Raw genomic sequence first — 21,007 nt, forward strand, 5'->3', positions numbered from 1 at the left:
TGTGGCGCTGATCTTCCTCTTTAACGCCTTGCACGATTTCTGGGCCGGCCCGCGGGCCACCCAGGCGATGGCGGCGGACCCAGGGGATGGGGAGGCCCGCCGATGGCGGGCGCGCGCGTCCGTGTTGGCCCGTTTGACGGTGCTGGCCAGCCTGGGGGCGCTGTTCTTCGCCATCGTGCTGGTTCGAGGTTGGCCGTGACACGGGCGGCGAGGGGGCAGCCGACTGGCGCTCTCCATTTCATTTCGCGGAGCGGAGGGGGCCATGATCCGAGTCAAGCGGGTCTACGATCCGCCCGATCCAGACGACGGGCAGCGGTTCCTGGTGGAGCGGCTGTGGCCGCGGGGGGTGAAGAAGGAGGCCCTCGCCCTCGACGGATGGCTCCGGGAGGTCGCCCCCAGTGATGGCCTACGGCGGTGGTTCGGCCACGACCCAGCGAAGTGGGAGGAGTTCCGCCGCCGCTACTTCCAGGAACTGGACGCCCGTCCGGAGGCTGTGCGTCCGTTGTTGGAGGCCGCCCGCCGGGGCAACGTCACGCTGCTCTTCAGCGCGCGGGACACGGCGCACAACAATGCGGTGGCCCTGCGGGATTACCTGGAGAGGCAGCGCTCCGCCGGGTCTTGAGGGGGAGCGCCTCGAGGGCGGTATCGCCCCACTTCCTTGAGACCCCGCAGATACGCCAGCAGCAGGCTATCCACCTGGAAGTAGAGGGTTCCCAGGAGGCCGATGGCCAGCATCTCCCCTGCCTCCAGCCCCGCGCGGCGATCGAGCCGGCGCATCCAGAGGGTTGCGCCGGTCCAAAGCGTCGATTCCAGGAACGGGGAGGGTGTGCAGATCCCCTCGAGGGCGCGCACGGCGTGCCGAGGGATGAGAGGGCCCAGCGACCCATCCTGGCGGTTCACCGTCTTTGTCCGCCTCCTCGTGGCAGCCGGATCGATCCAGCGGGCGCCATTTCATCGGGATTCTGCCCGGGGGTTCCGGGGCGCCGCTTTCGTTCGCGATTTGCGGGGCCCCGGCTGGCCGGGCTATATATGGAACCCGTTTCCGGGCGAAGGCCCAGATGGGGTTGACCGGCCGGTTGCCCCATGCTTTGGAACCCCGTGGGGAGGGCAGGGGATGCACGATGGGCTTGTGGTTTTCCTGGCGGCGTTCCTGGCCGGCGGCATGAACGCCATCGCGGGGGGCGGGACCCTGGTCTCTTTCCCGGCCCTGCTCTGGATCGGCCGTCCTCCGATCCTGGCCAACGCCACCAACACCGTCGCCCTGCTGCCGGGCTCCATCGCCGGCGCCTTCGGGTTCCGCCGGGAACTCGGCCGGGCCCGCCGCTGGCTGCTGGTCCTCTTCTGGCCTTCCCTGATCGGGGGGTTCCTGGGCTCCTGGGTGTTGCTCCATACGCCGGAGCGGATCTTCCGCGGGATCATCCCATATCTGTTGCTGTTCGCCACCGTGCTTCTCATGGTCGGCCCCCGCCTGCAGCGCGTGCGGCCCCGGCCCCTCGGTCCCTTCTCCGTATGGCGGTGGGCGGCCCTCGCGTTCTTCCAGTTGTTGGTGGGCTTCTACGGCGGATATTTCGGGGCCGGCATCGGGATCCTGATGCTGGCCGCCCTCGAGTTGATGGGCTTGGAGGACATCCATCAGATGAACGCCCTGAAGAACATCTTGGCTTTCACCATCAACGGGATCGCCGCCTTGTATTTCATCGGATCCCGCGCGGTGCTCTGGGGCGATGCGCTGTGGATGGCCTTGGGGGCGCTGGCCGGTGGTTACACCGCCTCAACCCTCGCCCAGCGGGTGGACCGCGTCTGGGTGCGCCGCGCCGTGGTGGCCATCGGGTTCCTGGTGGCCTTCCGCTCCTTCTTCCATTAGGGATCCCCGCCAGGGGACGTCGCCGGGCCGGGCGGGGTTTGACCTTCAGATGCGCCGCCAGGCCGGCTTCGCCGCGTCCGGGAGGACGGGGATCTGTGGCATCATCGAGGGCGCCGGGCATGAACCTCGCTCCCCGCCATCTGGCAAGTTGGAGAAAAGTGAGTAAAATCGAAAGACCTGGAGCCCACAACGGCCTTCCACGACCTCCCAGGCGCCGAAGGACGAAGGGGACAGGGAACATCGATGCGTAAGCCCCCCATCGCGAAGGGGTTGCGGCTGCTGCGGGCGGCCGGTCTCGCCGCTTGGACGGCGGCCATGGCGGTCCTGATCGTCGGCTTGGTCTCCTGGCCGGTGGCGGAGGACAGCGCCCAGGCATGGCAGGTGGGTCAGGTGGCCCCCCAGACCCTCTTCGCCCCCTATGAACGGAGCTATGTCAGCGCCGTCCTCACCGAACAGGCCCGGGAGGCCGCCGCCGCCCAGGTCGCCCCGATCTACACGGCTCCAGACCCCCGCATCGCCCGGAAGCAGGTCGACGCTCTGCGCCGCACGGTGGAGGCCATCGGTCGGATCCGCCAGGAGGCGCTCCCTCTGGAGGAGCGGGTCCGGCGCTTGGAGGCCATGTCGGAGTTGAGGGCCCTATCCCCGGAGCAGCGCCAGCGCCTGCTGACCTTGGACGCGGAACGCTGGGGCCGGGTCGCCAGCGAGGCCCTGGGCCTTCTGGACCAGGTGATGCGGGAGCCCATCCGGGAGGAGGACCGGCCCGGGGTGATCCGGCAGTTGCCTCATCGGGTCAGCGCCCGCCTCACGGAGGAGGAGGCGGAACTGGTGGCGGCCCTGGTGGCTCCCCTCATCCTTCCCAACAGTTTCCTGGATCTGGAGGCGACGGAGGCCGCCCGCCGCCAGGCTCGGGAGGCCATCCCTCCCCGGATCCGTCGGATCCGGGCCGGCGAGGCCATCGTCCGCCAGGGGGATGTCCTGGACGCCCTGACCCTGGAGGCCCTCCAGCAATACGGCTTGATCCCCTCCGCCGCGGCGCGCCATCTGCCGCTGGCCCGGGGCACGGTAGCCGCCCTGGGTGTCGGGGTGTTCTTGTTGGTCCTTTTCCGGGTGATTCCGGAGATCCATGAGCGACCCCGTCGCCTGGTGGCCCTCTTGTCTCTCTATAGCCTCTTCACCCTGGGCGCCCGCCTCCTGGTGGTCTTCGCCCCCGGATGGGTCTGGGCCTACCCCACCGCCGGCCTGGGGATGCTGATGGCCGCCGGCGTCGGGACGGTCCCGGCGCTCCTCCTCACCGCCATCGGGTCGGTGTGGTTCGGCCTGATCGCCGACCGGACCCCGGCGGTTCTGGCGGCGGCCCTCCTCGCCAACTGGGCCACGGTGGTGCTGCTCCACCGACTGGAGCGGTTCCAGGCCCTGCTCCGGGCCGGGCTGGCGGCGGGCCTCATCACCGGCCTCATCGGCATGGCCGCGATGGCGGAGGCCGGTGCCCTCCGCCTGGTGGAGGGGGCGGTCGTCCTTGGGATGGGCTTGCTCTCAGGTGTTCTCTCCGTCACCGTCACCCTGGCGGGGTTTGTGATCCTCGGGGCGCTCTTCGACGTCACCACCCCATTGCATCTCCTGGAACTGGCCCGGCCGACCCACCCGCTGCTCCATCAACTGATGCTCCGCGCCCCGGGGACCTACCATCACACGCTGATGGTGGCCAACCTGGCGGAGCAGGCGGCCCTGCGCATCGGGGCCGATCCTCTCCTGGCTCGGGTCGGGGCCCTCTACCACGACATCGGCAAGATGGTCCGGCCCGACCTCTTCGTGGAGAACCAGATCGACGGGGACAACCCCCACGAGCAGATGGATCCCCGCGCCAGCGCCCAGGCGATCATGCGCCACGTGGAGGACGGCCTGGCGCTGGCGCGTCGGCATCGCCTGCCCCGCCGGGTGCGGGCCTTCATCCAGGAACACCACGGCACCCTCTGCGTCGCCATCCCTTACCACCGGGCTCTGCAGGAGGCCGAGGACCCTTCGCAGGTGGAGCGGGCGGCCTTCTGCTATAAAGGCCCCCGTCCGCAAAGCAAAGAGACCGCCATCGTGATGTTGGCCGACGGCTGCGAGGCGGCCGTCCGGGCGGCCCGGCCGAAGGACCCCCAGGAACTGGAGCGGATCCTCGATCGGGTGTTCCAGGACCGCATCCAGTCCGGCCAACTCGATGAGGCGCCGTTGACCATGCGGGACCTGCAGGAGATCCGCGCGGCCTTCCTGCAGGTCTTCCAGGGGATGTTCCACCCGCGCCTGGCGTATCCGGAGATCCCCCGGCCATGAGCCCGCCTGCGTGGATCTCGGTGCGTGCTCCTCGGGCCTTCCAGGCCCCCGGCCGCCTGGCCGCCCTCCGACGGGCCGCCCGCGAGGCGTTGCGGGCCCACGGGCTGGAAGGGAAGGCGGCCCTCACGGTGGTCCTAGCCGATGACGAGACGGTCCGCCGCCTGAACCGGACCTACCGGGGCCTCGACTGGCCGACGGATGTCCTGGCTTTCCCGGCCGCCCACGAGGCCGCCCCGGGCGTCCGTTACCTAGGGGATGTCGTGATCGCCTTCCCCTACGCAGCCCGACAGGCCCGGCGGGAGGGCCACCCGCTGGAGGGGGAACTGGCTCTGTTGGCCGTCCACGGCGTGCTGCACCTGTTGGGCTACGACCACCACACCCCGCGTGCCCGCCGCCGCATGTGGACAGTCCAGCGGGCCCTCCTTTCCCGCCTCGGCTTCGCTGCCGTGGCCCCGCCCCCATAAGCCGGGCCGGTTGCTGGAATCGAGGGGGCTCCCTATAATCCAGCCGGACCCGTTGGTCCTTCCATCTTTGGTTGGGGAGCAGCGGATCGGTGTGGAATCCGATTGACGCGCTGTTCGGGCTGTTTTCCCTGGACATCGGCATCGATCTAGGAACGGCCACCACCTTGGTGTGCGTGCGGGGCAAGGGGATTGTGATCCACGAGCCCTCGTGGGTGGCCATCGACCGGCGCAGCCGGCAGGTGCTGGCGGTGGGGGAGGCCGCCAAGGAGATGGTGGGCCGCACCCCTGCCCACATCGTGGCCATCCGGCCGCTCCGGGATGGAGTGATCTCTGAGTTCGAGGTCACCCGGGAGATGATCGGGGAGTTCATCCGCAAGGCCCACCAGCAGGTCCCGGTCCCGATCCCGCGGCCCCGGGTGGTGGTCGGCATCCCCAGTGGGGTCACCGAGGTGGAACGGCGCGCCGTCCATGATGCGTGTTTGGCGGCCGGCGCCCGGGCCGCCTTTCTGATCGAGGAGCCGCTGGCGGCGGCCATCGGCATCGGCCTCCCGGTGGGCGAGGCCCGCGGCAGCATGGTGGTGGACATCGGCGGCGGCACCACGGAGGTGGCCGTCTTCTCCCTGGGGGGGATCGTGGTGGGCCGTTCCGTGCGGGTGGCCGGCGACGAGATGGACGAGAGCATCATCAACTACATGCGCCAGCGCTACAACCTGCTGATCGGCGAGCGGATGGCCGAGCGGGTGAAGATCGAGATCGGCTCGGCCTATCCGTTGCCCGAGGAGCGCACCATGGTGGTGCGCGGGCGCAACCTGGTCACCGGGCTCCCGGACGCTGTGGAGGTCTCCAGCATCGAGATCCGGGAGGCCCTGCGGGATCCCGTCTCCATCATCGTGGAGACCGTGCGCTCCGTCCTGGACGAGACCCCACCCGAACTCATTGCCGACATTATGGAGACTGGCATCGCCCTGGTGGGAGGCGGCGCGCAGTTGAAGGGGCTGGCCCAGCGCCTCACCGAGGAGACCCGCATCCGTTGCTGGGTGCCGCCAGAGCCGGTGACCGCCGTGGCGATGGGGGCGGCCCGCGTCCTGGAGGACCTGGACACCTGGCACCGCGTGCTGACCACGCTGGACCGCGGCCGGCCGGCCCGTTCGCCGGTGCGCATCGGCCAGCCCATCGGCCGATAGGGTCCATGGCGTCGGGGAAGGAGCCATGCGCCCGGGTGGGCGGGGAGGATCCCTCTGGCTGGTCCTCGGCCTCACCATCGCGTTGCTCTTCCTCCATGAATTGGGATGGCTACAGCCGCTCGAAGCCATCCTGACCGTGCCCCTCACCCCGATCCAGCGCCTGGTTGCCGACCTGGGGCGCCGTGCGGTGGAGGGGATCGAATTCCTGCGAGAGGTGCGGGACCTCCAGGGGGAAGTGCAGCGCCTGCGGGCCCAGGTGGAGGCGCTGGAGACGGAGAACCTACGGCTGCAGGAACTGGCCGCCGAGAACGCGGAACTCAAGGGATTGCTCGGCCTCGTCCGGGAGAACCCCCAGCGCACCTTCGTGGCCGCCCGGGTCATCGGCTACGAGACGGATCCTTATCTTCGTGCCCTGATCCTGGATGTGGGGACTCGACAGGGCGTCCGCGAGGGGATGCCGGTGGTCACCCGGGGGGCCGTCCTGGTGGGGCGCATCGCCGCGGCGGAGCACACCCGTTCCCGTGTGCGGCTCCTGACGGATGCGGGGAGCATGGTAGGGGCCCTCCTGCAGGGGACCCGGGCCATGGGGGTGGTGGTCGGCCGGCCGGACGGTTTCCTCTTATTGGATTTGGTCGCCCCTGAGGAGGCCATCGTGCCGGATGATGTGGTGCTTACCTCTGGGGTCGGCGGACAGATCCCGCGGGCCCTCGTCATCGGCCGGGTAGCCCAGGTCCTCCCGGTCTCCGAGCCCTTCCGGCAGGCCCTGGTGCGCCCCGCGGTGGACCCCCGGCGGCTGACGGCGGTGCTGGTCCTTACCGGGTTTCCCGGGATGGAGACGCCGGAAACCCCTTGAGCGGAGGGCGGATGCGTCGGCTGCCGTGGCGGGCGCTAGGGATCCTGACGGTGGCAGCCCTGCTCCAGACCGCGTGGGTGCCGCTGTTCTTCCCGGACCCCGGGCGCCCCAACCTGGTGCTGCTGGTGGTGGCGGCAATGGCCTTCTTGGGGCCGCTGGAGGAAGGGGTGTGGTGGGCCTTCGGCGGCGGGGTGCTGCTGGATCTGTTCTCCGGCGGTCCCTTCGGCGGGAGCGTCCTGGCCCTGCTGGGGGTGGCCGGGCTGGCCCACGGACTCAGCCGACCGGTCTTCCGGGGTCGGCTGGCCATGCCCGCGCTGGCAGCGATGGCCGGGACGGCCTTGGCCGAGGGGATTCGGGGGATCCTGCTGGCGGTTTTACAATATCCTGTGGACCTGCGAGGGGCCCTGGGGCAGATCATCCTCCCCGGGGCCCTGTGGAACGGGCTGGCGATGCTGGTGCTGTATCCGGCCCTGCGGGCGTTGCGACCCCCCCCGGACCGCCCGGTCTGGTGGTCGGGGTAAGCGGACGTTCGCGGGCGGGGATCCCGGCCATCGAGGTCCCGACCATGTCTGCATCTTACCCAGCGAGGCCAGAGCCGGAAGCGCTGGACAGCGTGGCGGTGTTCCGTCCCCCCCCGCCGCCGCGTCCATCCCCGCGTTGGCGCCTGATCCTCTGGGGCCTGTTCGTGCTCCTGGCGTTCCTGGGGATGGGCTATCGTCTCTACCGGCTGCAGATCCTGGAAAGCCCCCGCTACCGCGTCCTGGGGGAGCGCAACCGTCTCCGGTCCATCCCGTTGGAGGCCCCCCGGGGGTTGCTCCTGGACCGTCAGGGGCGCCCGCTGGTGCGCAACGACCCCGTCTTTCGGGTGGAAGTGGTGCCCGGCGACCTCCCCGCCGACCCCGCGCAGCGGGAGGCAATCTACCGGATCCTGGGCCGCTGGCTGGGGCTGCCGGTGGAAGGGGGCGGCGCCTCGGCGGGCGGAGAGGGGGCCTCAGGGATCCGGGAGCGGGTGGAGGCGGCCCGACGGGAGGCGCCGTTCCGCCCGCTGGTGCTGAAGGAGCCGGTGGACCGGGAGGTGGCCTTCCGGTTGCTGGAGGAGGGCGAGCGTCTGCCGGGCGTGCAGGTCGCGCCGGTCCTGCGACGGCAGTATCCGACCGGCCCCTTGACAGCCCATGTGGTGGGGTTCATCGGCCGCATCCCGGCGGAAGAGGCATCCCGCTATCAGGCGGCGGGATACGACCCGGCAGTGGATCTGGTGGGCCGCGCCGGGCTGGAATACGCGCTGGAGGAGTGGCTGCGGGGCGCCAAGGGTGTCCGGTATGTGGAGGAGGACGCGCGGGGGCGGACCATCCGGGTCCTGGGGGAGATCCCGCCGCGGCCCGGGGCGCGGATCACCCTCACCCTGGATCTGGACCTGCAGGCGGCGGCCCGGGGGGCCCTGGCGGCCCAACTGGAGACGCTGAACCGGATCGCCGGGCGGGAGGTCACCCGCCGGGGGGTAGCGCTGGTGATGCGGCCGACCACGGGGGAGATCCTGGCCATGGTCAGCCTCCCGGAATACGACAACAATCTCTTCGTCAGCCCGGATCTCCCCCAGGCCTACCCCCGTTTGCTGGAGGATCCCTTCAGGCCGTTGCTGAACCATGCGGTGGCTTCGCAGTTCGCCCCGGGCTCGGCCTTCAAGCCGCTGGTGGCCGCGGCGGCGCTCCAGGAGGGGGTGATCACCCCGCGGACGCAGTTGTTCGACCCGGGGGAGATCATCGTCCCCAACCGGTATTACCCCAACGACCCCGGCCTGGCACAGCGCTTCTTCTGCTGGCTGCGCACCGGCCACGGCTGGCAGAACGTGGTGGACGCCCTGGCCAACTCCTGCAACGTGTTTTTCTACAAGGTGGCCGGGGGCTATGACGTGCCCGGGGAGCCGGCCTTCGAGGGGTTGGGGATCGGGCGGCTGGTGCCGTATATGAAGGCCTTCGGGCTGGGCCGGCCGACGGGGGTGGAGCTGCCGGGGGAGGCGGCGGGGCAGGTGCCGGATCCGGAATGGAAGCGGCGGGCCCTGGGCGAGACCTGGTCCACGGGGGACACCTACAACCTGGGGATCGGGCAGGGGTATCTGCTGGTGACGCCGCTGCAGTTGCTCAACGCCATCAGCGCCATCGCCAACGGGGGCATCCTCTATCGGCCGACGCTGGTGCGGGAGATCGCCGACGCGGACGGCCAAGGGTTGCGGCCTTTTCAGCCGGAGGTCCTCGGGCGGTTGCCGGTGGCGCCGGAGCATCTGGCGGTGGTGCGGGAGGGGATGGTGGCGGCGGTGGAGCGGGGGACCGCCGTGCGGGCCCGGATCCCAGGGCTCCGGGTCGCCGGCAAGACGGGGACGGCGGAGTTCTGTGACGAACTGGCTTTCCGGATGGGGTTGTGTCGGGGGCGGCGGCTGCCATCCCATGCGTGGTTCGTGGCCTTCGCGCCGGCGGAGGCGCCCGAGGTGACGGTTCTGGTGTTCATCTGGAACGGCGGGGAGGGGTCCCAGAGCGCGGCGCCGGTGGCCCGGCAGATCCTGGAGGCCTATTTCCGGCGGTGAGGGCCGACCTGGAGCGGCACCTGAGGGGAGGGGACCTCATGCTGCGCGCGCTCTTTGTCTCGCTCTCCCGGAACCGGACGCTGAAAGAACGGGTGATGCGTTGGGATTTTGTGGCGCGGGCGGCCGCGCGGTTCGTCGCGGGGGAGCGCTTGGAGGATGGCATCCGGGCGATCCAGGAACTGGAGGCCGCGGGGATCCTCGGCATCCTGGATCACTTAGGGGAGAACGTGGAGAGCCTGCAGGACGCCCAGCGGGCGACGGAGGATTATCTGCTGGCCCTGGACCGGCTGGCGGCGTTGGGGCTTCGACCTCATCTAGCGGTCAAGTTGACCCATTTGGGGTTGGATGTGGGCGATGCGGTCTGCGAGCGGAACCTGCGGCGGGTGGTAGAGCGGGCGGCGGCGGTGGGGACGGTGGTGGAGATCGACATGGAGGGGAGCGCGTATACAGAGCGGACGCTGGCGCTGTATCGGCGGGTGGCGCGGGATCATCCCAACACGCGGGTGGCGATCCAGGCCTATTTGTATCGGAGCGCGGAAGATGTGGAGCGGCTGATCGAGGAGGGGATGGCGCGGATCCGGCTGTGCAAGGGAGCCTATCGGGAGCCACCGCAGATCGCCTATCCGCGGAAGCGGGATGTGGACGCGAACTATGTGCGGCTGATGGAGCGGTTGTTGTCGGCGGAGGCGCGGAGGCGAGGGGCCTATGTGGCCATCGCCACCCATGATGAGCGGATCATCCGGCATGCGCTGCGTCGGGTGGTGGAGTGGGGGGTGCCTCGGGAGGCTTTCGAGTTTCAGATGCTGTATGGGATCCGACGGGATCTTCAGGTGCGGCTGGCGGGGGAAGGGTATCGGGTGCGGGTGTACGTGCCCTATGGAACAGAGTGGTATCCGTACTTTATGCGGCGGCTGGGGGAGCGTCCAGCCAACCTGTGGTTCGTGCTCCGGAACCTATTCCGCTGACCAATTCGCATAGACATCATGCCTTGCGCTTGGAAGGGATTCGAGGTGGGGGAGATGGGTGGGCGGTCGGTGGATCGGGAGGGGTTGGTAGCCCGACTGCGGGCGGGGTTGCGGCCGGACCAGGTGACGGCGACGCCGGCGGATCGGGCGGTTTACAGCTATGATGCCACGTGGACGGAGGGGTGGCCCGACGTGGTGGTGCATGCCGAATCGACGGCCGATGTCGCCTTCGTCCTCCGGGTGGCGCAGGACCTCACGGTCCCGGTGGTCCCCCGGGGTGGGGGGACAGGGTTGGCGGGCGGTTCCGTGCCAGTGGGCGGGGGGATCTGCCTGAACCTGGTGCGGATGAACCGGATCCTAGCCATCGATCCGGCCGATGGGGTGGCGGTGGTCCAGCCTGGGGTGATCACCTATGATCTCCAGCGGGCGGTGGAGGCCTGGGGGCTGTTCTATCCGCCGGACCCCGCCTCGCTTTACATGTCGACGATAGGAGGGAATGTGGCGACCAACGCGGGGGGGCCGCGGTGTTTGAAGTATGGGGTGACGCGGGATTATGTGCTGGGGTTGGAGGTGGTGCTTCCGGGCGGGGAGGTGCTGCGGCTGGGGGGACGGGTGATGAAGGATGTGTCGGCCTACGATCTCAAGCAGTTGTTCATCGGCTCGGAGGGGACGCTGGGGGTGATCACCGAGGTGACGGTGCGGCTGTTGCCGCGGCCGCCGGCGCTGGGGGCGATGGCGGTCGCCTTTGACCGGCTGGAGGCCGCGGGAGAGGCGGTGGTGGCCCTGCTGGGGGCAGGGGTTCTGCCGCTGATGATCGAATTGATGGACCGGGGGGTGATGCGGGCGGTGGAGGCGTTCCGGCCGTGCGGGCTGCCGGTGACGGCGGAGGCGCTGCTGCTGGTGGCGGCAGACGGGGAGGCAACGGCGGTCCGGGAGGCCCTGGCCCGGATGCAAGCGTCCATGGCGGCCCATGGCGGCCGTCTGGTTCGCATAGCCAACAACGCCGAGGAGGCGGAGATCCTTTGGGAGGCTCGCCGCAACATTTCCCCCGCCATCGGCCGAATGGCCCCCTATAAATTCAGCGAGGACATCACCGTCCCCCGTTCCCGGATCCCTGAAATGATCCGCCAGATCCAACAGATCTCCCACAAAACCGAAGTCCCTATCCTGATCTACGGGCATATCGGGGACGGGAACCTCCATCCCACACTACTTTGCGACCGCCGGGATCCGGAAGCCATGACCCGCATCGCCAACGCAGCCGCCCAGATCTTCGAAACCGCCCTCAACCTAGGCGGGGTCCTCTCCGGGGAACACGGGATCGGCCTGCTCAAGCGAGACTTCCTCTTCCAGGCCTTCCCAGCCACCACACTAGAGAAACTCCTGGCGGTGAAATTCCTCTTCGACCCCAAGGGGATCATGAACCCCGGGAAAAAATTGCCACTGCCCCGCGGATGGGTGTAATTTAATTTCTCTGGAGAACCCCAGCTGGGAAGGGAATGCCCATGACCACGCTAAGGCCTGGCGATCCAGCGCCTATCCTGGTGATGGCCACCCCTGAGGGGGAAACCCGAATCGAAGCCCCCGCCACCCCCATGAAACCGACAGTGCTGGCCTTCTTCAAGGCCGAGTGCACCACCTCACGGCTCATCCTGCCTTGTCTGGAGCGCCTTTATCAAGCCTATGCCTCCGAAAACTGGCGGTTGCTGGGAGTCAGCCAGGACGACCCCGAAACCACCCAGACCCTCCGCCAATCCTTGGGACTCTCCTTCCCCATCGCCATCGATTACGCCTTCCAAAGCAGCACGGCCTATCGGCTCACCCACGTGCCTACCTGGTTCCTGATCGACCCACACGGGATCATCCAGAAAATCAGCGTCGGTTTCGTCCGGGAAGATCTGGAGTTCCTCTCACAACAGATCGCCCGCCACCTGGGCCAAGAACCAATCCCCATCACCCAGGACAGGGACCCTGCCTTCCGGCCGGGCTGAGTCTCTGCCCACCTGGCGCCTCGGTGAGGCGCGACCGCTTCAGCATCCCTCGCGCGAAGAATCTGTTTCCGCCATGAAAGCCAACACGCCCGAACAACGCAAGCAACTCTTCCGAGAACAACTCCAGAGCCTGATCCAAGCCCCGCCGGGGAGCGCCCTCGTCTTCGAGATCCCCGGGCGACCCCTGGCCTATGTCCAATTTGAACGGACAGTCAGCGGGCTCCGCGGCGAGGTGTGCAGCGGGGATTGGGGACCCCACCGCAAGGCCCGTCCCCTGTCCCCCGCGATGCAGGAGCGCCTACGCGCCATGGGCTGGCACGTCCCCACCCAACTTCGGGAGACCAACCCCAGCAAATCCTTCACCGGGGAGAACCCGGAAGCCATCGCGGAAGAGATCGAGCGCATCTTTCTAGAGATCTTCCTCTGTCCGCCAAACTACACGGTGCGAACGGAGGGTGTCCTCCGAAAAACGACATGAAGGGAGGTGAGACCATCATGCGCATCCTAGTGATGATGGCCCATCCGGACGACCCCGAGTTCGCCGCCGGAGGCACCATCGCCCGCTGGACCCAGGAAGGGCACGAGGTGATCTATTGCTTGGCCACCCGCGGGGACAAAGGGAGCGACGATCCCACAATGCATCCAGAGCGCCTGGCCGCCATCCGAGAGGCCGAGCAGCACGCCGCCGCAGCCATCCTGGGCGTCCGCGAAGTTCTCTTCCTGAACTACCTCGACGGCACCCTGGAGCCCAACCTCTCCCTCCGCCGAGACATTGTGCGGGTGATCCGCCGTTACCGCCCTGAGATCGTGGTGACCATGGACCCACAAACCCTAATCCGAGGTGACCGCTACATTAACCACAACGACCACCGCGCCATCGGACTGGCCACGCTGGATGCCATCTTCCCCGCCGCCGGGAACCCACTCTACTTCCCCGAGCTGCTTCGCGAGGGCCTGGAACCCCACCGTGTCCAGGAGGTCTACCTCGCCACCACCGAGCACGCCAACCACTGGGTGGACATCACCGACACCTTCGACCGGAAGCTCGCCGCCCTCCGCTGTCACGCCAGCCAGATCCGAGATTTCGCTGCCCTGGAACAGCGCCTGCGGGAGCGGCTGCGCCACTCCATCGACGGCCGGGAGATCCTGGCCGAGGGCTTCCGCCGCATCGTCTTGGAATGAGAGAGCCCCTATGCTTACCGTTCGCTGTGCCCGCTGCCATCAGACCGCTGCCTACGACCCACACCAGTGGCACTGCGGCACCTGCGGGGGGCCGTGGGAACCCCTCCGACCGCTCCCCTTCGACCACCACGCCATCCGGCCCCACCGACCGGGGATCTGGCGCTACGCCGACCTGTGGCCGCTGCCCGGCGAGCCCCTGACCCTAGGGGAGGGCTGGACCCCATTGATCCCTCTCCCCCATGTCGACGGCCGCCTCTGGGCGAAACTGGACTATCTCACGCCGACCGGCTCTTACAAGGACCGGGGGACCGCCACCGGTCTGGCCGCCCTCTGTGCCCTCGGCGTCCGCGAGGTGATGGACAACTCCTCCGGCAACGCCGGAGCCTCCCTAGCCGCCTACGCCGCCCGGGCCGGCCTGAGGGCTACGCTCTTCGTCCCTGCCCACGCATCGCCCGCCAAGAAGGCCCAAATCCGCCGAATGGGCGCGCACCTGATCGAGGTCTCTGGGCCGCGGCAGGCCGCCACCCAAGCCATGGAGGAAGCACTGCAGACCGGCGGGATCTATGCCAGCCACGTCTACAACCCTTTCATCCTGCTCGGGCTAGCCGCCGCAGCCTGGGAGATCTGGGAACAACTGGGCCGCGCCCCCGACGCCATCCTTGTCCCCCTGGGTCACGGGATGCTCTTCTTGGGTCTCTACCTGGGCTTCGAAGCCCTGCTGGCCGCCGGCTATATCGAACGCCCGCCGCGGCTCTACGGCGTTCAGGCCGCCGCCTGTGCCCCCCTGGCCCGGGCCTTCGCCGCCGGGCAGAAGGACCCGGAGCCCGTCCCGGAGGGGGAGACCATCGCCGAAGGTGTCCGCATCGCTGCCCCTCCACGCGGCCGGGAGATCCTGGCCGCCGTCCGGGCCACCGGCGGTGCCCTCCTGGCCGTCTCGGAAGAAGAAATCCGCGCCGCCCAAGATCAACTGGCCCGAACCGGCCTCTTCGTCGAACCCACCGGCGCCCTAGCCATGGCCGCCTGGAAGCAGGCCCTGCGGCCGGAAGACCGCGCCGCGGTGGTGATGCTGACCGGAAGCGGGCTGAAGAGCCCACCCGTCTGACCCTCGTCCCCGTCCTCGCACTGACCTACCAACCGGTTATCATTTTCCATGGAACATCCTTCACAGGCGCCAGGGATGGACGAGCCATCGCTGTCCCGATGGATCACGCTGAAAGATCTCCCAGAGGCCGAGCGCCCGCGGGAGCGACTGCTCCGGCTGGGGCCAGGCGCCCTCTCCACAGCAGAGCTGCTGGCCATCCTGCTGCGAACCGGCCGGCGCGGGGAGAACGCCCTTCAACTGGCCCAACGGGTGCTGCAGGCCTGCGGAGGCCTGCCCGGCTTGGCCCGGACCTCGGCCCATGAACTGGCCCGCTTTCCCGGGGTAGGGTTGGCCAAAGCCGCCCAGCTCCAGGCAGCCATCGAACTGGGGCGCCGCCTCGCCGCCGCCACCCCGGAGGAACGGCCCCAGGTCCTCTCGGCCCAGGACGCCTACCTGTTGCTGGCCGACATGGGGGATCTGGAGCAGGAGACCGTGCGGGTGATCCTGCTGGACACCCGCCAACGGGTGATGGCCATCCCCACGATCTACGTGGGCAACGTGAACACCGCCATGGTGCGGCCGGCAGAGATCTTTCGGGAAGCCGTGCGGCGCAACGCCGTGGCCCTCATCGTGGCCCACAACCATCCCTCCGGGGATCCCACGCCATCCGCAGAGGACATCGGACTCACGCGAGATCTGGTAGCAGCTGGGCGGCTGCTGGGGATCGCCGTGCTGGACCACCTCATCATCGGGCGGGGAACCTACGTCAGCCTCCGGGAACGGGGGATGGCCTTCGAGGGCCGATGACCCAAACGGGGGGCATCCGGAGGGGATGCCCCCCGACCATACGCGAGAAGGAACCTGCTCAGCGGGTCTCAATACGGGCAGCGCGCTCCTTCAGGGCAGCCTGGGCGGCAGCCAGCCGGGCCACAGGCACACGATACGGCGAGGCGCTGACATAGTTCAGGCCGATCTCATGGCAAAACGCGATGGACGCCGGATCCCCACCGTGCTCGCCACAGATCCCCACCTCCAGGTCCGGCCGCGTCCGCCGCCCCTCCTCAACAGCGATCCGCATGATCCGCCCCACACCCTTGCGGTCCAGGACCTGGAAGGGGTTCTCAGGGAGGATCTTCTCTTCGAGATAGCGCAACAGGAACTTGCCCTCGGCGTCGTCCCGGCTGATGGCCCAGACCGTCTGGGTCAGGTCGTTGGTGCCGAAGGAGAAGAACTCCACCACCTGGGCCAGTTCCCCGGCCAGCAGGGCCGCCCGCGGGACCTCGATCATGGTCCCGAACTTATAATCGATAGAGAGACCCTCCCGCGCCATCACTTCGCGGGCCACCTCGTCCACGATCTCCCGAACGATCTGGAGCTCCCGCACATCCGCGCTGAGGGGGACCATGATCTCGGGCTTGGGGGTGATGCCCCGCCGCTTCACATTGCAGGCCGCCTCGAAGATGGCCCGGACCTGCAGCCGGATGATGTCCGGATAGAGGATGCCCAGGCGAATGCCCCGCAGGCCAAGCATGGGGTTCATCTCCCGCAGGGCGTTGACAGCCCGCAACAGGGCCTCCTTCTCCGCCAACTCCGCCTCCAGTTCCTTCAGGGACTTCTCCCCCTTGCGTGGGCGATACCCCTTGATCTTGCGGCGCTCCTCCAGCCGGGTCCGGAGGGCCATGACCTCGGCCAACAGCTCCTCGTAACGCGGGAGGAACTCATGCATGGGCGGGTCGATGAGGCGGATGATCACCGGCAGGCCGTCCATGGCCTCAAAGAGGCCCTCGAAATCTTTGCGCTGGACCGGCAGCAGCCGGTCGAGGGCCTTGCGGTAGGCCTTGAGGGCCTTGGAGGTCCGAACCGCCCGTTCAGCCTCCTTCAGCGCCTTCTGGGCCTTGGGATCCTCCGGACGGGCCTGGAGGGCCTGCAGGGCCGCCCGGTGCTGATCCAGCACCCGCTGGGCCTCGGGGGCGTTCAGGATCATCTGGCGCACATAGGGCAGGCGGTCCGCCTCGAAGAACATATGCTCCGTGCGGGCGAGGCCGATGCCCTCCGCGCCGAACTCCCGGGCCTTGCGGGCGTCCCGCGGGTAGTCGGCGTTGGCCCAGACCTGGAGACGGCGGAACTCATCGGCCCACGAGAGCAGCTCCGCCAGCTCCCGCTCCTCGGCCAGGTTGGGATCGAGGGTGGGGATCTGGCCGGCAAACACCTCGCCGGTGCTGCCGTCGATGGAGATGAAGTCGCCCTCACGGATCACCCGGCCGTTGACCGAGAACTGCTTGCGCTCCAGATCGATCTGCAGGGCCTCGCAGCCAACCACCGCCGGCTTGCCCAGGCCCCGGGCCACCACCGCCGCATGGGAGGTGGCCCCGCCGCGCTGGGTGAGGATGCCGCGAGCGGCGATCATGCCGTGGACGTCGTCGGGGGTGGTCTCAGGGCGGACCAAGATCACCGGCCGCCCGTCCCGCCCCCAGGCCTCCGCCGTGTCGGCGTCGAAGACGGCATGGCCTGTCGCCGCGCCGGGCGAGGCGTTGAGGCCGCGGGCCAGCAGATCCCCCCTCTCCCGGGCCCGCTCCTTGGCCTTTTCATCGAAGCGCGGCAGGAGCAACTGATTGATCTGCTCAGGCTCCACCCGCATCACCGCCTCTTCCTTGGTGATGAGGCCCTCGTGGACCATGTCCACGGCGATCTTGACCGCAGCCTTGGCCGTGCGCTTGGCGGTGCGGGTCTGGAGCATCCACAAGCGGCCACGCTCGATGGTGAACTCCAGATCCTGGACATCCCGGTAGTGTCGCTCCAGCAGCGCAGCCATCTCCAGGAACTGCCGGTAGGTCTCCGGCATCAGCTCCTCAAGGCTGGGATAGCGCTGCCGGCGCTCCTCCTCGGAGATCCCGTGCTCCCGGGCCCACTCCTGGGAGGCCTTGCGGGTGATCTTGAGGGGGGTGCGGATGCCGGCCACCACGTCCTCGCCCTGGGCGTTGGGGAGGTACTCGCCGTAGAGCTCCTTCTCCCCGGTGGCAGGGTTACGGGTGAAGGCCACGCCGGTGGCCGAATCGAAGCCCATGTTGCCGAAGACCATGGTCTGGACGTTGCAGGCGGTGCCCAGGTCATGGGGGATCTTGTAGAAGTTGCGGTAATCCACCGCCCGCTTTCCGAACCAGGAGTCGAAGACGGCACGGATGGCCTGGCGGAGCTGCTCCAGAGGATCCTGGGGGAACTCCTCCTCCAATTCGCGGCGGTAGAGGGACTTGAACTCCTCCACAATCTCCTGGAGCATGGGGGCGGTGAGATCGGTGTCCTGCTTGCCCTTTGTCCTCGCCTTGTAGCGGTCCAGGATGTGCTCGAACTTCTCGCCGGGAACGCCCTTGACGATGCGGCCGAACATCTGGATGAGACGGCGGTAGGCATCGTAGGCGAAACGCTCATCGCCGGTCTGGGCGATGAGGCCCCGGACCGTCTCGTCGGTGAGGCCGACGTTGAGGACGGTGTCCATCATGCCGGGCATGGAGAACTTGGCGCCGGAGCGGACGGAGACCAGGAGGGGATTGTCGGGATCTCCAAAGCGGCGGCCCACCTTCTCCTCCACCCGATGGAGAGCCTCCAGGACCTGCTCCCACAGCCCCTCGGGGAACCGCCGGCCGGCGGCGAAGTAGGCGTTGCACGCCTCGGTGGTGATGGTAAAGCCAGGCGGCACGGGAAGACCCGCCCCCGCCATCTCGGCCAGACCGGCCCCTTTCCCGCCCAGGAGGTCCCGCCGGCGCTCCGCCAGGATCTCCTGGCAACCCTCTTCGAAGAGATAGACCCACTTCTTCATCGCACGCACCTCCCTTCCGGCGAACGGGCCGCGATCCCGCTTGTGGATGGATCTTCACAGGCTTATCTTACTGCGGAGAGAAGGAGGTTGACAAGGGAAAAAGCGCTTGGGCCGGGGGCCGCCCGGCCGCTATCGAGGGGACAGGAGAGGGAACATGGGCAATGATGGGGGGAAAGGGCCTTGAGCTCCTCAGCCGCGCGATCCTGCTGGCGGCCTACGCGGCGGCGGCCGGTGTCATGGCCGCCGGCCCCTCGCCGGTGGATTACCCAGTCTATCTCATGACGGCGGATGGCTTCCGCCGTGGGGAGAACGTTTACCGCTGGACGGCAGAGGACTACACGCGGGCGGCGGCCCGCCTGGGCTTCTCCCGCTATACCTTGCCCTATCGGTATCCGCCACTGACAGCCCTGTTGGTCCAGCCGCTGGTGGATCTGCCGGACCGCGGGCGGCGGGCCTGGGTGCTGCTGCAGGCCCTGGGGGCATGGGCGACGGCAGAAGTCCTCGCGGGATCCGCCCGGACGCCCCAGGGGCGGGCCGGGATCCGGCTCGCCGTCGGGCTGTTCCCACCGTTTTTCGTCAGCCTCTACGCCGGACAGGTGAACCCCCTGGCGACCGCGCTGCTGGCCGGGGCCTTCTGGGCCCTCCGGAGGGGACGGGAAGGGGTGGGAGGGAGCCTGCTGGGGATCAGCATGATGGTGAAGCCGATCGGAGTCGGGCTGGCCGCCTATCTGCTCTGGCGGGGCCGCTGGCGGGCACTGGGAGCGACCCTGGGCGAGGCCGGGCTGGCCCTGGGGCTCTCGCTCTTGGCCTTCGGGCCGGCGGCGCTGGGGTTCATGGGGCTCCCCGCCCGGACGGGCGCCATCGCCTACCCGCCGGCGCAGAGCCTGCCGGGGTTGGCCGCCCGCTGGCTGACCCACCACCCCTATGGGTTCTCCATCGCTGACCGGCCAGACCTCGCCCAAGGGGTCGGGATGGGGCTGGCCCTCGGGCTGGTCCTCGTCACCCTGATCCGCAGCGGACGGCCCGGGACCGGTCCCTGGTCGGATCGGGTAGCCGGAGGGTGGCTGATGGCCGCCTTGCTGGCCAACCCGGGGACCTGGTATCACCATTTCACGATCGCTGCCATCCCCCTGGCCGTCCGGGCCCGTTGCGGGCCGACGGGCCGTTGGGGGCTTCTGGCTGCCTACAGCGGCATGGCGCTGTGGAGCGGTCTGTGGCGTCTGCGGGTGGGCTTCACGCCGCTTTTGGATCTAGCGACGCTGGGAGGGCTGCTGCTGTGGGTGCAACTCATGGGGGAAAGGGTCCCTGGAACCGTCGCGCCGCCGGCATCCTCGTGACGGTCTGGATCGGGATCCTCTTGGCCCTCTTCCGGCCTGAGATCCGCGGCATGGATCCCGTGGCGTATTACGCGTGGTTGCGGGCGGCGGTGATCCAGGGGGACCTGGACGCCAGCGCGACCTTCGCCCATTACGGGGTGCTCTCCGCGCGCGGGATCTCCCCCACCGGCTACCGGTTGAACGAGTGGCCGGTGGGCCCCGCGTTGCTGTGGTCCCCTTTCTTCCTGACCGCCCACGGGCTGGCACGCCTCGCCCGGGCGTTGGGGGCTCCGGTGGGTGTCGATGGCTTCAGTGCACCCTACCAGGTCCTGACGGGGTTGGGCTCCGCCGTTTACGCAGGGATCGGCCTGTGGCTGGCCTTCCGCCTGGCGGAGGCCGTCGCCCCGCCGCCGCTGGCCTTGTGGGCGGCGCTGAGCGTCGGGCTGGCCTCGCCGTTGATTTTCTACATGTCGGCCCATCCGTTCATGGCCCATGCGGTCGATTTCTTCGTCAACGCCCTCTTCCTTCGGACGTGGTTGGGGACGGGGCGCTGGGATGGGTGGGCCCGCTTCCGCCTGGGGGCCATCGGAGGTTTGGCGGCCTGCGTCCGCTACCAGAACGCCACGTGGCTGGTGTGGGCCGCGCTGGAAGATCTGAGGCACACCTGGCGTCGACCGCCGGAGGGACTGCGGCGGCTGCTGGGGCTGGGTTTCGGGGGGCTGCTGGGCTTCCTGCCCCAGATGGTCGCGTGGCGGGTGGTCTTCGGGTCGTGGCTGGTCCTCAACCCCTACGCCCGCGTCGGGGCAGGGTCCTTCGATTGGCGCTCGCCCCACCTCCTGGACGTCTTGTTCTCCACGGACCGCGGGCTGTTTCTCTGGACGCCGATATCGGCCTTCGCCCTGTGGGGGCTGGTCCGCCATCTCGCCCCCCACCGGCCGGGCTGGGCCGCCCGGATGGGGGCCCAGATCCTGGCCCAGGTGGCCCTGGTCGGCGCCTGGAGCGCGTGGTCCGGCGCGGCGGCCTTCGGACCGCGGCTGCTGACCGGGCTTTTCCCGGCCTTCGGCGTGGGGCTAGCCGCCCTGTATGCCGCGTGGGAGCGGCGCTGGGGGAAAGGGCCAGTGCTCGGGCTCGGCGTCGGCGCCATCTTCTGGAACCTCCTCTTGCTGGCGCGCTACGGGCTGCAGGACGTGCCGCGCATGGGACCCGTCCCTCTGGACCGGCTGTGGCTAGGGCAATTCGTCTTCCTCGGGCGGCTGGGCAGGGAACTGGGACGCCTCCTCCAGGCCCTGGCGCGGACGCTGCCCTGAAAAAGCGGGAAGACAACGGGGGAACATCCATGGCAACGCCGGAATGGGTGGGGCAGATCCGCGAGGCCTTCCCCGCCCTCCAGACCCCCATT

19 protein-coding genes and 1 pseudogene are annotated in these 21,007 nt (G+C 68.9%); 18 read left to right on the top strand and 2 right to left on the bottom strand.

Features of this window, described 5'->3' with window-relative positions:
• Together C4313_RS03065 and C4313_RS03070 are read left to right on the top strand one after the other, a co-directional pair.
• Window positions 1-199, top strand: a pseudogene (locus C4313_RS03065) (DUF4149 domain-containing protein); the annotation flags it as partial.
• Window positions 200-262: 63 nt separating this feature from the next.
• On the top strand, window positions 263-622 hold the full coding sequence (locus C4313_RS03070; protein WP_352428407.1) for a DUF488 domain-containing protein: 360 nt from the start codon (window positions 263-265) through the stop codon (window positions 620-622).
• Here the strand turns inward: C4313_RS03070 and C4313_RS03075 are convergent.
• Window positions 589-900 carry a hypothetical protein gene (locus C4313_RS03075; protein WP_352428408.1) on the bottom strand — a complete coding sequence of 104 codons (312 nt, stop codon included), beginning with the start codon at window positions 898-900 and terminating at the stop codon, window positions 589-591. The two genes, C4313_RS03070 and C4313_RS03075, sit on opposite strands and share 34 nt — an antisense overlap.
• 214 nt (window positions 901-1,114) lie before the next feature.
• Here C4313_RS03075 and C4313_RS03080 point away from each other — a divergent pair, with 214 nt between their 5' ends.
• From C4313_RS03080 to radC, 14 genes are all read left to right on the top strand, one after another.
• Complete coding sequence (locus tag C4313_RS03080) at window positions 1,115-1,864, top strand: sulfite exporter TauE/SafE family protein (RefSeq protein ID WP_352428409.1); 750 nt, start codon at window positions 1,115-1,117, stop codon at window positions 1,862-1,864.
• A 243-nt stretch (window positions 1,865-2,107) separates the two neighbouring features.
• Window positions 2,108-4,180 carry an HD family phosphohydrolase gene (locus C4313_RS03085; protein WP_352428410.1) on the top strand — a complete coding sequence of 691 codons (2,073 nt, stop codon included), beginning with the start codon at window positions 2,108-2,110 and terminating at the stop codon, window positions 4,178-4,180.
• On the top strand, window positions 4,177-4,644 hold the full coding sequence (gene ybeY / locus C4313_RS03090; RefSeq protein ID WP_352428411.1) for an rRNA maturation RNase YbeY: 468 nt from the start codon (window positions 4,177-4,179) through the stop codon (window positions 4,642-4,644). The genes C4313_RS03085 and ybeY overlap by 4 nt, the downstream gene beginning before the upstream one ends.
• 89 nt (window positions 4,645-4,733) lie before the next feature.
• Complete coding sequence (locus tag C4313_RS03095; RefSeq protein WP_352428412.1) at window positions 4,734-5,828, top strand: rod shape-determining protein; 1,095 nt, start codon at window positions 4,734-4,736, stop codon at window positions 5,826-5,828.
• Between the two features lie 25 nt (window positions 5,829-5,853).
• A complete protein-coding gene (mreC, locus tag C4313_RS03100) occupies window positions 5,854-6,681 on the top strand; it encodes a rod shape-determining protein MreC (protein WP_352428413.1) in 828 nt (275 codons plus the stop codon).
• 11 nt (window positions 6,682-6,692) lie between these two features.
• Window positions 6,693-7,202: a rod shape-determining protein MreD gene (gene mreD / locus C4313_RS03105; protein WP_352428414.1), complete on the top strand. Its 510-nt coding sequence runs from the start codon at window positions 6,693-6,695 to the stop codon at window positions 7,200-7,202.
• Window positions 7,203-7,294: 92 nt separating this feature from the next.
• Window positions 7,295-9,259 (top strand): penicillin-binding protein 2, encoded by a 1,965-nt coding sequence (gene mrdA / locus C4313_RS03110; RefSeq protein ID WP_352428415.1) that lies wholly within the window; start codon window positions 7,295-7,297, stop codon window positions 9,257-9,259.
• 38 nt (window positions 9,260-9,297) lie between these two features.
• Window positions 9,298-10,224, top strand: coding sequence for a proline dehydrogenase family protein (locus C4313_RS03115; RefSeq protein WP_352428416.1), 927 nt, complete (start codon window positions 9,298-9,300; stop codon window positions 10,222-10,224).
• 54 nt (window positions 10,225-10,278) lie between these two features.
• Window positions 10,279-11,688 carry an FAD-binding oxidoreductase gene (locus tag C4313_RS03120; RefSeq protein WP_352428417.1) on the top strand — a complete coding sequence of 470 codons (1,410 nt, stop codon included), beginning with the start codon at window positions 10,279-10,281 and terminating at the stop codon, window positions 11,686-11,688.
• 41 nt (window positions 11,689-11,729) lie between these two features.
• Window positions 11,730-12,215: a peroxiredoxin family protein gene (locus C4313_RS03125; protein ID WP_352428418.1), complete on the top strand. Its 486-nt coding sequence runs from the start codon at window positions 11,730-11,732 to the stop codon at window positions 12,213-12,215.
• Window positions 12,216-12,288: 73 nt separating this feature from the next.
• Window positions 12,289-12,693: a TY-Chap domain-containing protein gene (locus C4313_RS03130; protein ID WP_352428419.1), complete on the top strand. Its 405-nt coding sequence runs from the start codon at window positions 12,289-12,291 to the stop codon at window positions 12,691-12,693.
• A 17-nt stretch (window positions 12,694-12,710) separates the two neighbouring features.
• Complete coding sequence (locus C4313_RS03135; RefSeq protein ID WP_352428420.1) at window positions 12,711-13,397, top strand: PIG-L deacetylase family protein; 687 nt, start codon at window positions 12,711-12,713, stop codon at window positions 13,395-13,397.
• A gap of 10 nt (window positions 13,398-13,407) precedes the next feature.
• A complete protein-coding gene (locus tag C4313_RS03140; RefSeq protein WP_352428421.1) occupies window positions 13,408-14,499 on the top strand; it encodes a pyridoxal-phosphate dependent enzyme in 1,092 nt (363 codons plus the stop codon).
• A gap of 75 nt (window positions 14,500-14,574) precedes the next feature.
• Window positions 14,575-15,285, top strand: coding sequence for a RadC family protein (radC, locus tag C4313_RS03145; RefSeq protein ID WP_352428422.1), 711 nt, complete (start codon window positions 14,575-14,577; stop codon window positions 15,283-15,285).
• Between the two features lie 58 nt (window positions 15,286-15,343).
• Here the strand turns inward: radC and ppdK are convergent, their stop codons facing one another.
• Complete coding sequence (ppdK, locus tag C4313_RS03150; protein ID WP_352428423.1) at window positions 15,344-18,292, bottom strand: pyruvate, phosphate dikinase; 2,949 nt, start codon at window positions 18,290-18,292, stop codon at window positions 15,344-15,346.
• A 161-nt stretch (window positions 18,293-18,453) separates the two neighbouring features.
• On the opposite strand from ppdK, the gene C4313_RS03155 reads away from it, so the two are divergent.
• Together C4313_RS03155 and C4313_RS03160 are read left to right on the top strand one after the other, a co-directional pair.
• Complete coding sequence (locus C4313_RS03155; RefSeq protein ID WP_352428424.1) at window positions 18,454-19,629, top strand: glycosyltransferase family 87 protein; 1,176 nt, start codon at window positions 18,454-18,456, stop codon at window positions 19,627-19,629.
• Window positions 19,626-20,915 carry a hypothetical protein gene (locus C4313_RS03160; RefSeq protein ID WP_352428425.1) on the top strand — a complete coding sequence of 430 codons (1,290 nt, stop codon included), beginning with the start codon at window positions 19,626-19,628 and terminating at the stop codon, window positions 20,913-20,915. The genes C4313_RS03155 and C4313_RS03160 overlap by 4 nt, the downstream gene beginning before the upstream one ends.
• Window positions 20,916-21,007 lie beyond the last annotated feature (92 nt).

Origin of the sequence: Thermoflexus sp., from assembly GCF_040289485.1 — a bacterium.
Taxonomy (GTDB): Bacteria; Chloroflexota; Anaerolineae; order Thermoflexales; family Thermoflexaceae; genus Thermoflexus.